Genomic DNA, 14,563 nt, shown 5'->3' on the forward strand with positions numbered 1-14,563 from the left:
TGATGATTGGTACAATAGATATAATTATTGCTGTGTGTTACATACTGGCCATTGTTACGATTGGTCTATGGACGGGCACACGTAAAAAGAAGAACGGAACAACAACTTCCGGCGAGTATTTTTTAGCGGGAAAAACACTGCACTGGCCAATGATCGGCCTGGCATTGTTTGCGACAAATATTTCCTGTTTGCACCTGGTAAGCCTTGCACAGAGCGGCTTTGATTCAGGTTTGCTGAACGGAAACTTTGAATGGATGGCCGCATTCACACTTATACTGCTGGCGCTTTTCTTTGTTCCGTTTTACATACGTTCAGGCGTGTCTACACTTCCTGATTTTCTGGAGAAAAGATACAACAAGGCATGCCGCGACTGGCTCGCATTTATTTCGATCATCTCTGCGATAATCATTCATATTGCTTTTTCCTTTTTGGCGGGAGGCATTGTGTTGGAAACATTGTTTGGAATTAATATGTATGTCAGCATTATTGTTATTGCAGCGTTAACTGGTTTATATACTATTATTGGCGGACTGAAAGCGGTGGTAATAACCGAATCCATTCAAAGTATTGTACTTATAACAGGCGCCATTATCATAACTTTTTTTTCCTGGAACAAGGTTGGCGGATGGCATCATGTTACTGAAATACTGGGCAGCCAAAACGCGCTTGAAAAGGTGAGTATGATGCGTCCGTTAGGTGATAAAAGCGGCATGTCGTGGATGGCAGTATTTTTCGGTTATCCGGTATTGGGGATTTGGTATTGGTGTGCCGATCAAACAATTGTCCAACGCGCCCTTGGTGCTAAGGATGAAAACAACGCAAGGGCGGGTGCGTTATTTTGCGGATTTATTAAAATACTGCCTGTATTTATTTTTGTAATGCCCGGGCTGTTTGCATATGTGTTGTATCATTCGCAAAAGCTGGATTTAAGTGCGTTGCAGCACGTTGATCAAAATGGCCAGCTTGCGCTGAATACAAAAGGTATTTACACATTGATGATAACGCAATTGGTACCAAATGGATTAATAGGCGTATTGGTGGCAGCCTTGCTGTCCGGCCTTATGAGCCAGATTGCAGGCGCCTTGAATTCTATCGCTACATTATCCAGTTTTGATCTGTATAAAAGATTTAAGCCTGCTACATCTGATAAAAAGTTGGTTCAGGTGGGCCGGTTGTCTGCTGCGCTTGCGTTGATTGTTTCCATTGGCTTGTTGCCCCTGCTAAATCAATACCAGAGTTTGTTTGAAGGCATTAATGATGTGATTGCGCATATAGCTCCTCCGATCACCTGTGTTTTTATCCTCGGTGTTTTTTGGGGAAAAGCCTCCGCCGTGTCTGCTCAACTGACATTGTGGATCGGTTCATTCCTTGGCGCTGCTGTTTATGCTGCAACGAAGCTCTATCCGGATAGTTTTCTTGCCGGTATTCCATTTATGATGATGGCTTTTTACCTGTTTTGCGCATGCGTGCTTATACAGGTAGTGTTTTCTTATGTATATCCCGTGCAACATACAGCTCAAAGCAGGGAACTGTTTTGGAAATCGTTAAGTGAACCGTTGCAAAGTAAAGGATGGTCTGGCCTTGGGAATTACAAAACGCTGTCATTATTGTTACTGCTTACAATGGCTGTTTTATATACGGTGTTCAGGTAAGAAGTGAATGAGTAAAGCTTAAAGCCTAAAGCCTAAAGCTTAAAGCTGACCGAAGCGAAGTTTTTTGAACCATATAAGGCGCATAGGGGCGTATAAGAAGTTACGCCGGAGGTCAATAATGGCTAGAGCAGTATATATTTACTCAGCCAGTTTGTGCCCTTCACCATTGACCATTCACTATTCACTAGTTGCATTGAAGGCACATAGGGGCGCATAAGAAGTTACGACCGGAGGATAGTAATAACTGGAGCGGCAGACATTTAATCAACCAGTTTGTGCCCTTCACCATTGACCATTCACTAGTTGCATTGAAGGCACATAGGGGCGCATAAGAAGTTACGACCGGGGGATAGTAATAACTGGAGCAGCATACATTTACTCAGCCAGTTTGTGCCCTTCACCATTGACCATTCACTATTCACCAGTTGTATCGAAGAATATTAACTATAGACAAAAACTTTAATGATGAATAAAAGAATTACCTGGCTTTCGTTTTTGATTGTTTTAAGTATGACTGCTTATTCGCAGAATAAGACAAGTAAAGCGGTTGTAAAGGATTTTATGAATAAACGCTTTGGTATGTTTATTCATTGGGGACCTGTAAGCCTGCGTGGCACGGAAATAGGTTGGTCGCGCGGTAAAGATGTACCGGTTGATGAGTATGATAGTTTGTATAAAGAATTTGATCCCGTGCTATTTAATGCTGATGATATGGTTAGCATTGCTAAGCAAGCTGGTATGAAATACCTGACCATTACTGCAAGGCATCATGATGGATTTTGTTTGTGGCCCACCGCTTACACCGATTTCAACATCATGCATTCTCCTTATAAAAAAGATATTGTCGGAGCGTTGGCGGCAGCATGTAAAAAGCAGGGAATTAAATTTTGTATTTATTATTCAGTACTAGACTGGCATCACCCGGACTACCCGAATCATAGCCCATCGGGTCAGGATCCTGATCCTAAGTCGGATATGAACAAGTATATCGTGTTTATGAAAAACCAGTTGAAGGAATTGATCACGAAATACGATCCCTATATGCTTTGGTTTGATGGGGCATGGGAAAAGCCGTGGACCGAAGAAATGGGGAGAGATATGTATGCATATCTTAAACAGTTAAAACCTGATGTTATTACAAATAACAGGCTGGGTAAAGAAATGGCAGGTATAGATAATGCCAAAATAGACGAAAGCAAAATGGTTGGTGATTATGATACACCAGAACAGGTTGTAGGTAAGCTTAACATGAATATGCCGTGGGAAAGCTGTTTTACTATTTGCAACCAATGGTCATGGAAGCCGAATGATAAAATGAAATCGCTCAGAGAATGTCTTGCGATCATTTCTCAAACCGCAGGTGGGAATGGCAACTTGCTTTTGAATGTTGGTCCTATGCCTGACGGACGTATAGAAGCGCGCCAGGCTACAAGGTTGCGCGAAATCGGCGACTGGCTTAAAACAAACGGTGAAGCCATTTATAATACGTCAGGCGGGCCATATGAGCCGACTGCAAACTATGCAACGACCCGCAAAGGCAACAATATTTATCTGCATGTAATTAAAACAGATACTGCTTCAATCACTTTAAAAAATCTTCCGGGTAAACAGGTTAAAAATGCACATGTTTTAAACGGTGAAAAGATTACGGTTGAAAATGACCGGGATAGTTTTCGTGTGTTGTTGCCAACTGCTTTGGCCGGAAAGCAAGAATATGTTGTAGTGTTGGAACTAAACGGTAATGCAGAAGCGCTACCGGTTATACATTAGTATTTCATTAAAACGCATATATGTTCAATATAAGAAAGTTTTGTTTCTTGATTTTACCGGTTCTGCTGTTTTCTGCGTGTGACCAACAGGGTGTAAAGCAATCAGGACAAGCAGGCGGCATGCCTGCAGATACATTGAAAAGCATACAACGCTTTGGCATGGTCACCGGTATAAAGGCTGACAAGATTGATTATTACAAACAGTTGCATGCATCAATTTGGCCGGGTGTTGCCAAAAAAATAAAAGCGTGTCATATTCAGAACTATTCCATCTATCTCAAAGAAATTGAAAACAAGTATTATTTGTTCAGTTATTTTGAATACACAGGAAATGATTTTGCTAAGGATATGCAGCTGATGGCAGCAGACAGCACCACGCAACGCTGGTGGAAAGAAACGGCGCCGGCACAAATTCCGTTGCCCGATGCAGCTGCAAAAAATGAAACCTGGAGCAGGGCGGAAGAAGTGTTTTTTCTGAAGTAGCCAGATGGTTTTAAATACAGTGTAGACTGGATTATATGCGATACACAGTCCAAAAATGATATGACAGATCTTTATCGCAAAAGCTCTGTGTAACTCTGCGTCTTCCCCTGTATTTCTTCGTGTAATAATAACTTTTATTAAGTATTGTCAACAATTAGTTACACAGAGCAGCACAGAGCAGACACAGAGGTCCACAGACAGTAAGCTTACATACAAATCCGTCATTTTCGATGATTAATTTGATGTTTTGCATTGCCAACCGGATCTTTAGCAAGTCATGATTATATAATTCAGAATCGAATCAAGAAAAATGAGATTGAAAAAATTTTATTTACTACCGATTTTTTTTGCCGCGATATTAGGCCGGTGCTTTGGCCAACTACAGCTGCCATCAAACAAACCTAACCTGGCACAGCAGGCAATGATCAAACGTGGTTATGGTATGTTCATGCATTTTGGTTTGAATACTTTTGCTGATGTTGAATGGTCTGATGGCACTATACCCGTTGAAAAATTCAATCCTACGCACCTGGATCCGGAACAGTGGGTACGAACCGCAAAGGAAGCAGGCTTCAGGTATGTGTTGCTCATAACCAAGCATCACGACGGTTTCTGCTTGTGGGATAGCAAATACACTACTTATGATGTAGGATCCGCTCCTGTAAAAACAGACATTGTAAAGGCTGTGTCTGACGCCTGTAAAAAATACGGGATCAGGTTCGCCATTTATTATTCGTTGTGGGACAGACATGAACCATCTTACAGGAATAACGATCCGCAGGTTTACATCAACTACATGCTGAATCAGTTAACAGAGCTGTTCAGTAATTATGGAGAGATCTGTGAATTATGGCTCGACGGTGGCTGGGATCGCAAGCCGAAGGATTGGGGCATAGATCAAATATATAAGCTGGTTAAAAAATATAATCCGGCTTGCGCGGTAAGTGTTAACCACACTATTGAAACTACAGAAGGTAAACGCAATTATACGCAGCCTTCCCTGATGACGGAAGACAACAAATATTTCTTTCAGTATTTTCCTGCTGATTTCAGATTGTGGGATCCGAAAATGATTACCCGTTTTGATAAAAAGCAATACCTGCACGATGGCAAATCCTATTATATGCCGTTTGAGCATACGCTTTGTATAAGCAAGCGCTGGAACTGGTTTCAGAAAAGTGTGCAGCTGCCAACACGAGACCTGGATGAATTGGAGGAGCTTTTTTATTGGTGCACTTACAACAATAATTCACTTGTGTTGAATGTCCCTCCGGATCAGACTGGAAGGATAAGAGAATATGAAGCATTAACAGCCATAGAACTAGGCAAAAGGCTGGGGCTCGCTCCAAACAAACCTTTGCCGCAAAACGGTGAATTTATTTCTTCTCTTAAACCTGTTGTAGCCACAAGTGTGTTTGAGGAAAAAGGCAAGCGCCATGAAGGTAACCTGGTTACAGACGGTAGCCTGGATAGCCGTTGGATCTCCGTGGATACCCTCGCAAGTCTCGATATAGAACTTGATTCATCAAAGGCTTTCAACAAGATTAGCATTTTTGAATACCAGGATACAAAAGAATTACCGGATGGTTTTTCGCAGATACGCATTCCGAGAATACAGGAGTACAGTGTTGATATCATGCTTGAAGGAAGTTGGAAAACAATTTATCTTGGAGCTGAACCTATGGGTGATTGTAAAGTGATCCGTTTACCTAAACGTTATCGCACAAGCAGGTTACGGTTCAATGTGAAAAAGGCAACAGCGCCTCCTTCAATTTACGAGATCAATGTAATTGATATGCCGGATAAAAAATAAAGAGCGACTTTCGTATCACCTGGGTTTAGAAAAGAATAGCCGCCAGTATCATCAAGCTACTGGCGGCTTGTTATTTAAAATCCTAAACAAGGGTTGTAAAATCTTGTTTATAGCATGTTGCTTTGTTCTTAGGCGTGTTTCTTTTTTTCAATAGAGATGATCACTGCTCATCAATAGAACTTAAATAGGTTCATTAAAAAAGTCGGAAGCATAATTGGATAGGCATTTGTTTCTTCTGAATTATAGTACAATTGTCCGCTTTATAGAAAAATGGTACGGAATTTCGTGTCAAAATAGCTTTGGGTATCATGGGTGAAAAACGCGGAAACGCAACAGTAGCAAGCGTTTAGCTTTTCTCAAATGCGCTTAGCTATAATAAAAACGAAGAAAAATTATGTATGATGAGAGGATTTTGTTGAGTAATTTCAATTCAGAAAGTTCAGGGAAATTTTCAAAAGCAAGCAATCGTCGAAGGCAATTCGTTAAAGGTGTGGATAAAGGTAAGCGGAACTTTCTACATATCAACATTATTTCGAACTTTTTTCATATGGCAAGCAATCGTTAGAGGTCGTCTGTTTCTACAGAAGGCCTTTTTTATTTAAAGTGGTGTGTGGTTTGTCTTGGTGTTATTGTACGTTTCCTGGAGCTATGACTTGCTGAATCAGATAATTTTTCATTTCCGCACTACAATTCAACAAAATAAGCTAAGATTTTACAGTGGATTATTGCTTTGGACATCATGATGGGAATTTCGTCAAACCCAATAATATCAATTGTTTTCAAGAATGAGTACTGCTTAGCGATGATAAAACTGAAGATAAGTTGTAAATGAAGAGAATATTCATTGAGCTAAATTTGTATCAGAAAGTTCAGATAGAGATTTTCAAAAGCAAGCAATCGTTGAAGGCAGATCGTTAAAGGTCTGATAAAGATAAGCGGAACTTTCAAACAACCAACATTATTTCGAACTTTTTTTCATATGGCAAGCAATCGTTAGAGGTCGTCTGTTTCTACAGAAGGCCATTTTTTTTTATAGCCATTGTACATTCAATGTCGTTTCCTTAAGTGGTTACAAAAAACGAAGCAAGCCTGAATCAGGTACTTCGTACTTCGTAAATCGTACTTGATAAATCTTAGTGTTTCTAAAGGAAACGGATTGTTCATTGACAATTAAGAATACCTTTCCTATTACTTGTTAGCTTTCCGAAGTAAAACACATTTTTGTGGTTGACTTTTGCCTGCCCGGCTGGTATTTTAAACTTATTGGGCGGAAATTAATATCAATAATTTCTGTTGGACATCATAGTGGAAATTGACTCAAACCTAATATTATTAATGGTTTCAGGAGGAAAGGGGTGGTTAGCGATGATAAAAATGAACTGAAGTTGTGTTTTATAGGCACAATTGTTGAATTAAATTTGTTCCTGAAAGTTCAAGTGAAGATTTTCAAAAGCAAGCAATCGTCGAAGGCAAATCGTTAAAGGTTGTTAAAGATAGAGTGAACTTTCAAATAACCAACATTATTTCGAACTTTTTTTCATATGGCAAGCAATCGTTAGAGGTCGTCTGTTTCTACAGAAGGCCATTTTTTTTAAAAATAGACTGCCGAATAAGCCGACACTTTCTTTTAAGCAACTGCTAACAATTATTAGTACATTCCAACCCGCACACCTGGATAATTCAAGTAACTACGTTTATCGTTAATTCAAAGCCGTTTAATTAAGACTTTTCTCTCAATTTACACTGCTCACAAAACGGTGATTTTTTTCATGAAGTAAAATTGCGGTCGCAGCTAACACAATCATGTATTTTTATAGCAACCATTATAAAACAGGTATTGCGAACATGAAGAAATGGATTTATTAAAAATATGTTCATTTTGGAAAGAAGGCCGCCGTAATATTTTTAATGCATATTTGCCTTTTGCCCAATTACACTCGTGCATTATCTGATAAACATCTACTCAAACTATATGAAGAAACGACAGTATTTTTTATTTGCATGCCTTTTATTGGCTACTCAAAACATAAAGGCACAGGTAATATCAGACGTTCCGGAGCCAAGACCGGATATAAGAAAACCTGTAGATACATCGTGGAATCATTTTTTGTCGGGCGACAAACTATTAGCGAATGGTCAGTTGTTGAATCCGGCTGGTCAAAGCCTTAGTTTGGCAAAAGGAACACGGGTATTGAACCTTGAATTCGCACATCAACACAATTTACTTATTGCCAAAACCAACAGGCGGCTTTATTTTATCGACGCAAAAGATTTTAAGACATTAAATTCTTTTGAATATCCTGATAAAGAGGCTGGCTCAATGAATGGCCTTACTGTGGACAAAAACGATTCAACTATTTATTTTAGCGGGCTGCAAAAGGATTTATATGTGGGTAATGTTAGCAGCTCCGGGAAATTTACACTTACAAAGAAAATTGATCTCTCTGAAAACAATAAAAAAACCAACCCTTTGGGAATCGGATTGTGCGATAACGGCATTGCTTTGGTGGCCCTTGCTATCACCAATAAAATAGCTGTCGTTGATCTTTTAAAAGGTAAGTTGTTAAAGACGATCCCGGTAGGTGTTTGCCCTTATGCAATAGTCCTCAGTAAGGATAAAAAACGCGCATTTGTAAGCAATTTTGGCGGCCCGCATCCTGAAAAGGGAGATGTTACAGAAAAGTCAGCCGGGACAGATGTTGCTGTAGATGACCGTTCAGTGGCCTTGCGTGGCTCAGTTACTGTTATTGATATTCAGTCAGGAAAAAAGATTGCCGAGGTTATCACGCGCATTCAGCCGGAATCGATGATTTTATCCCCCGACGGTAAATTACTTTATGTGACAGACGAAAGCGGTGACGGTATCAGTGTGATAGACGCAAAGACCTTTAAAATCAACCAAACAATCAGTACGAAGCCGGACCCTTCTCTTCCTTATGGTAGCCTTACTACAGCGCTGGCGTTTGGCAATGAAGGAAAGATATTGCTTGCTGCCAACGCAGGCAATAATTCAATTGCACTTATTGATCCGAAGAACCCGCAGAAAGGTCCTTATGGTTTTATCGCAGCCGGAGGCTTCCCCGGAGCCATAAGCATTTCAGGAAATGATTTATTTATTGGAAACGTAACTGCTTTGAAGGGTGAGCTACAAAAAGTTTCACTTCCGGGCAATAAGGTGGAAGCTGAGCAGTATACGGCAGAGGCCAGGAAAGGATTTCATTTTATAGAATTGCTAAGGGCGTCGGCCGTGACAAACTCAAATGCTGCACCTAAACCTGTTCCCGTCAACCCGGGAGAACCGTCATTAATCAAACATGTAGTATACATCATTAAGGAGAATAAAAAATTTGACCAGGTGCTTGGTGATTTTGGAAAAGGTAACTGTGATCCAACCCTGGTTGAATTTGGGAAAGCAACCACGCCCAACACGCATGAACTTGCAAAACAATTTGTCCTGCTCGACAATTATTACTGTAATGGTGTCAACTCAAGTGATGGCCATCAGTGGGCGATCCAGGGTATCACAACACCCTATCATGAAAAAGATTTTTCAATGGGGCATTGTGCTTATGATTTTGGTACGGATCCACTGGCTTATGCCGGTTGTGGTTTTATCTGGAATCACATGTTGCGCAAGGGCATCTCGTTCAGAAATTTTGGAGAAACAGATCTGGCTGAAATAACAAAGGGAAAGACCTGGACCGACGTATATAATTCATGGAAAAATAAGAACGATTCCGCCCGCTACAATTGCGTGTATGCAATGAAAAGCCTGGAAAAGTACAGTGACCTGCGTTATCCCGGCTGGAACATGGATATTACGGATCAGGTCAGGGCCGATGCATTTATTAATGCACTAAGTGAATACGAAAAAGCGGGCAGCCTGCCAGAATTCATCATCATTTATTTACCCAATGATCATACCTCGGGCTATAATGAAAGCTCGCCTACTCCTCGTGCTTATGTATCAGATAATGATTGGGCAACAGGCAGGGTGGTGGAAGCGCTTTCGAAAAGTTCCTTTTGGAAGGATATGGCCATATTCATCAATGAAGATGATCCGCAAAGCGGCACGGATCATGTTGACGGACATCGTTCAATATGTATGGTAGCAGGCCCGTACGTAAAACGCGATGTTGTCATCAGTAAGTTTTACAATCAGTCATCGGTGCTGCATACGATTTGCCAGATCTTCGGCGTACAGCCCATGAACCAGTTGGTAGCCGCAGCACCATTAATGACCGATTGCTTTCAACAGAACCCCGATTATACAGCCTATAATTGCCTGGCACCAACCATTCCCATCAACGAGATGAATCCGCCTAAGAATGCAATTAAAAGTAAAACCACTGCCAGGCTGGCCCCGCTTACCCAGAGAATGGATTTCTCCAGGCCGGATCTTATAGATGAAGATGCCTTGTTGTTCAGTGAGTATGTATGGTCTACCATACATGGTGACAAGCCCTTTCCAAAAGCCTTCTTCGGCGCGCATCAAAAGGGTTTAAAGGCTCTTGGTTTGAAAGTGGATTCAAAAGATGTTGACTAGGAGGGGAGAGGTGAAAAGTGCGAGCATGGGTCTTCCTGTAAATATGTAATCTACAGTTACAGGAAGATTCTATTTTTCTTCCAGGCGAAAGGCTCTGCGCAGTAGTGCAAGCTTTGACTCCGAAGCATTATAGACTCTTGAGTAAGGGTTTTGTAGCTGTTGATACTTTTAATGATTCCCCCAAAAAGATTATCATTTCACTTCGCTTTTTTTCTTACAGAAGATTTCCATGATACAACAATTTGCGACATTCCGTTAATAGTGTAAAACTGAGAACCTCCTTTTCGCCGGCCATTTTTCAATGCTGTATTTTGTGCAGTAACTTTAACCGGCGGAGGTTTTGTTCCTGCAGAAACGATTGCGAGATTGCATTGCATCTTTTTATCGCCAATTACAGTAAAGGATATTTTATTCCTGCTCTTTTTAATATCCAGCACCGGATAATCGGCATAGATCATGAATTGCTCATCCGGTACCTTCACATAGTGGCGCGGCAAAATTCCAAATGCATTGCCTGCACCATAAACTTCCTGTCCAACACTGCCACATTTTTCCCAGCCATCATGCATATCCTCAAGGGCGATCCAAAGCTTAGGATCAATTTCGCCGGTTTTAGGTTTTTCGGCAAGCATATCTTTAGGAAGCATCGGCGGATAGTAATAGGCTGCCCGGTACACAAGAAAACGGATATATTCAGTAATGAGCAATGTTGCTGATGGTAATATATTCATTCCGTTAGTCTCGTTTAGAAAGTCGTGAAACGCGCAAAACACCTCCTGTTCTTCATAAACCGCGGTGTAAGGTGCATTGCTCAACGGAAACAATGCAAAAAAAGAGGGGTAATGCCTTCCATATCCATAACTGCAATTCCATAGCCGAACGTTTTTGAAAATATTTGCAAGACATAAATAACATAAATCCAGGTAAACCTTCTTTCCTGTAAGTTTATAAAGCCGGACTAATGCACCCGCCGAAAAGGCCGTATTGTTGGCCTGATAAAGCAGGCTAAATCCTTTCCCTTTTAACGTCTGTGCGGCTTTTTCAGCCTCAGCCAGGTATTTACGGGATCCAGTCAGCTCAAATGCCTGTAGCATTACGTGAGCATATATACCCGCCACGTCTTTTTCTCCGCCTTTGCCAGGCTCAGTTTCTTCTTTAATCACATCCAGCGTTTCCATCTGGTAGAAGACCGGCCACTCATATTTAAAGTGATGCGCAACTTTGATAGCATATGGTAACGAATCCAGAAAAAGCCTTTTTGCAACAGCAACGCCTTTGAGTGCCAATCGTGAAAGGTTTAGCAAAGGATGGTGGAGGTACCACGAATCCATTACCTTGGGCTGTAATTGTTCTTCCTTGCCATCAAGCTTATCTTCTGCCGCGGGTAGCCATCGCATAATTGTTTTTAAATCTTTATCATAAAATGCAGGCAGTGTTTCGGTTATTTCATCAACGGTTTCAATTTTAGAATTGTTCCATTCCTCGTAATCCACCAGGGGTAAAATTATAGCCAGTTGAACCATTATTTCCGGAGGCGTTACAAAGTCGCATGTGTAAGCATTAAAATACGCATGGCCATTTACGTATGACCAACAGGCATGACTGTCGATCAGATCTCTAAGGCCCAACGAAAGTATTTTTGGCCAGTCGTGATATTTTGTTGCTGGCAGTGGCAGGCTCAAATAAGCGTCGGCAAGCATATTCAGAAATTGCCTTGACATTGCACTTTCTTCCTGGGATGCGTCTTTACTAAAGACCACGATGGCATCCGAAATCGTTATTTCTTTACCGGCCAGGATTGGATGTTCCGTAGTCGGCGGCAGTGACAAACCGAGTTCCGGCCAGTTGCCGCCTACAACATTTGCGCATGATGTTTTGGTTTGTTCGCAATAGTCATTTAATGCTGTAAGATTTTGCAGGTACAATATGGACCCTGCGTTCGGTTTTGTCATGCGGAAATAAAGCTGACCGGAACGCGTGCCTTCCTGGCTTACATGTACCTTTCCGTTCACTTCATTGAGTTTACCTGTTCCCGCAATGTAAACGTCGCGTGGCCAGAAAGGTATACTCACATCCTCCGCGGGTTTTAATGTAGTAGTGTAACGCAATAGCGGTTCGCCCTCCGCACTGCGGCTCCATTTTACACGGCTTGAAAACACGCCTGTTGCGCACCTGGCAGAGCATATAATTTCGTTAGCGTGTTCCGTTAGGCTGTTAATTTCCAGGCTTCCACCGGCGGCGTAGACAAGTCTGAATCCTATAAGTACTGTTTTGGTTGGATGAAACATTATCCAAACACTGTCAAATGTATTTATAAGCTCAAACTTATAGCCCTCGTAGCTCTTTGTATAGCGTACGTTTCGATCTTTATCTTTAAACGAAGTAATGGCTCCAATGGCCCACGGTGATTTTTGCAGCATATTCAACATTTTTCGTCAGGAAAAAAAGCTGGTTAGAGATAGTACGGTCACCCAGTGCGGTTTTTATTTTGATGAGGAGGAAAGCCATATTCAAAAAACTAATTTCATCAAAAATCTGGAGAGAACAGCAAACGTATTTGTGGCAGGTTATCGTTTATATGCAGATAACGGCTAACAAATCATCGACTTCCCTCTGGTCAAAGTTTTTTACGACATCGATTATCCGCGCCTGGTGATCCGTATCAATGATACCATTACTCAGTCTTTTAAATTTTTCAATGGTATCATTCCATGTAAAAGGTCTTGTATGGAAGCCATGATAATCATTTTTTTCGGCAGATATCTTTTCGTCTTCTTTAAAAGTAATTTCAACCTTTGTTTTCATTTCCTCCGGGTAAGCCTCTGTAAACGGATCAAGCATGCCTGCCAATAATAGTGGCTTGTGCAGCGGAAATTTGGTTTGCACATGCACCTTTTGCAGCAGGTCTTGCACATCTTTCCTTTCAATCCTTTCCGGTTCCAACTGTTCCGGCCATACGTCCTCGTCCAGTATCGCTACTGCCACCAGGTAAAAAAGGCTGTGGTCTGCTTGTTCTTTGGTTGCCACTTTCTTTCTGTCGCCATATGCGCCGGATCCTATTATATGATAGGCCGTAAGAAAAGTTGTTATGTCGATACGTTCGATTTGATCAACATCAATCCTGTTGTTTTTTCGCAGTTCCAAAACAGCTTCAATTGTTGATTGTGCGTGCACTTCGGCATTGTATTCTTTTAATACGCATTTTCTAAGCAGTTCAAATGATTCAGTGCACCAGTCAAAATCCAGCTTCATATCAAACACATCTTTAAAGCCTTTTGGCTCTTCAAACAGAGCGATAGGACCAGTGAGGTTTTGCGCTGCAAGAAATGCAATACCTGTACAATTGAGCGCTTCGAGCGATGATGCAAAACCTTTCCATTCGTAAGTGTAAGAAGCCCTGCTTGTAACCATAGGACTGATAGATGTACCGGCCATTCCAAGTGCATGTGCCGTTTGCAGTTCATTAAGGCCGATCAGCCGTGCAACGGCCACTGTTATCGAATAAGCCAGAAACAACGTATGATCGATACCTTCCTTCATTACCGGGATCTCATTAACGAGGCGGCATTCAACTTCGTAAGCGACTGCCATTGCCGTTAGAAAATCCTGGCTGCTGGTCCTCCTGAATTGCGAAGTAGCTAATAACGATCCCAGGTTATCGCTTGGGTGACATGTCGCTTCTTTGCCCATGTAATTATCCATAAAATCCGGATACCTGATAAGTGCTGTAAACAATTGTGCAGCCCTGTCAAATGAGGTTTGATTAACTAACGGAGCTTTGCATCTGCCACCCTCACTCATAGTTTGTATCTGTTTTACAAGTTTTAATATACTTGGCTTGTTCGTAGCATGCAATAATGAACCGATAGAATCAAGAAGGTGACGCTTTAACTGATCAACGATATCAGGTGGGATGTCTGAAAATGTTTTAGATAACGCAAACCTGGCTATCTGTTTATTCTGCAGTTCTTCATCGTGTTTCATAAAATAGGAGCGAGGCAAAAATGATGCCTTTCAATTTCGAACGGCGGTCGCGATCGTCCACTAATAGCCACATTGTCTTGAACAGTTTTACAGCACTTTTATTATCAAGATCCGTTTGCATTCTGCTTTTTTCTTGTGGATGCTGTAGTTCACAAAAGGAACAGCGGCTTAGAAATAAACTTTAGTTTTTTTTGAAAGCAAATAATTGCGGTGAAATCGCTATATCGCCAGTGCCATAACAAATGAATATCGTATGCTTAGTGAAAAAACTTTAGGTCTGCTCACTTCTGAAAAACATTTACGGTTGTGGAATTTT

At 41.2% G+C, this 14,563-nt stretch carries 7 protein-coding genes; 5 read left to right on the forward strand and 2 right to left on the reverse strand.

From position 1 onward, the window contains the following. Positions 1–2: 2 nt before the first annotated feature. The 5 genes from QTN47_RS18760 (at position 3) to QTN47_RS18780 (ending at position 10,263) form a co-directional block, all read left to right on the forward strand. Complete coding sequence (locus QTN47_RS18760) at positions 3–1,652, forward strand: sodium:solute symporter (RefSeq protein WP_369330948.1); 1,650 nt, start codon at positions 3–5, stop codon at positions 1,650–1,652. 465 nt (positions 1,653–2,117) lie between these two features. After that, positions 2,118–3,422, forward strand: coding sequence for an alpha-L-fucosidase (locus QTN47_RS18765; protein ID WP_369330949.1), 1,305 nt, complete (start codon positions 2,118–2,120; stop codon positions 3,420–3,422). Positions 3,423–3,442: 20 nt separating this feature from the next. Further along, the gene (locus tag QTN47_RS18770) at positions 3,443–3,904 is read left to right on the forward strand and encodes an L-rhamnose mutarotase (RefSeq protein ID WP_369330950.1); all 462 of its coding nucleotides are present in this window, start codon (positions 3,443–3,445) and stop codon (positions 3,902–3,904) included. A 310-nt stretch (positions 3,905–4,214) separates the two neighbouring features. Then, complete coding sequence (locus tag QTN47_RS18775) at positions 4,215–5,717, forward strand: alpha-L-fucosidase (protein WP_369330951.1); 1,503 nt, start codon at positions 4,215–4,217, stop codon at positions 5,715–5,717. Positions 5,718–7,689: 1,972 nt separating this feature from the next. Further along, positions 7,690–10,263, forward strand: a complete 2,574-nt coding sequence (locus QTN47_RS18780; protein WP_369330952.1) for a bifunctional YncE family protein/alkaline phosphatase family protein — start codon at positions 7,690–7,692, stop codon at positions 10,261–10,263. Positions 10,264–10,460: 197 nt separating this feature from the next. Here the strand turns inward: QTN47_RS18780 and QTN47_RS18785 are convergent, their stop codons facing one another. Both QTN47_RS18785 and QTN47_RS18790 read right to left on the reverse strand, forming a co-directional pair. Further along, positions 10,461–12,683, reverse strand: coding sequence for a hypothetical protein (locus QTN47_RS18785; protein ID WP_369330953.1), 2,223 nt, complete (start codon positions 12,681–12,683; stop codon positions 10,461–10,463). A gap of 154 nt (positions 12,684–12,837) precedes the next feature. After that, a complete protein-coding gene (locus tag QTN47_RS18790) occupies positions 12,838–14,247 on the reverse strand; it encodes an MmgE/PrpD family protein (protein ID WP_369330954.1) in 1,410 nt (469 codons plus the stop codon). Positions 14,248–14,563 lie beyond the last annotated feature (316 nt).

It is taken from the genome of Danxiaibacter flavus (assembly GCF_041060425.1).
GTDB lineage: Bacteria > Bacteroidota > Bacteroidia > Chitinophagales > Chitinophagaceae > Danxiaibacter > Danxiaibacter flavus.

Coding starts and splice junctions, on each gene's coding strand:
- QTN47_RS18790 (WP_369330954.1), bottom strand. CDS start 14,247: ATGAAACACGATGAAGAACTGCAGAATAAACAGATAGCCAGGTTTGCG.
- QTN47_RS18785 (WP_369330953.1), bottom strand. CDS start 12,683: ATGCTGCAAAAATCACCGTGGGCCATTGGAGCCATTACTTCGTTTAAA.
- QTN47_RS18780 (WP_369330952.1), top strand. CDS start 7,690: ATGAAGAAACGACAGTATTTTTTATTTGCATGCCTTTTATTGGCTACT.
- QTN47_RS18770 (WP_369330950.1), top strand. CDS start 3,443: ATGTTCAATATAAGAAAGTTTTGTTTCTTGATTTTACCGGTTCTGCTG.
- QTN47_RS18765 (WP_369330949.1), top strand. CDS start 2,118: ATGAATAAAAGAATTACCTGGCTTTCGTTTTTGATTGTTTTAAGTATG.
- QTN47_RS18760 (WP_369330948.1), top strand. CDS start 3: ATGATTGGTACAATAGATATAATTATTGCTGTGTGTTACATACTGGCC.
- QTN47_RS18775 (WP_369330951.1), top strand. CDS start 4,215: ATGAGATTGAAAAAATTTTATTTACTACCGATTTTTTTTGCCGCGATA.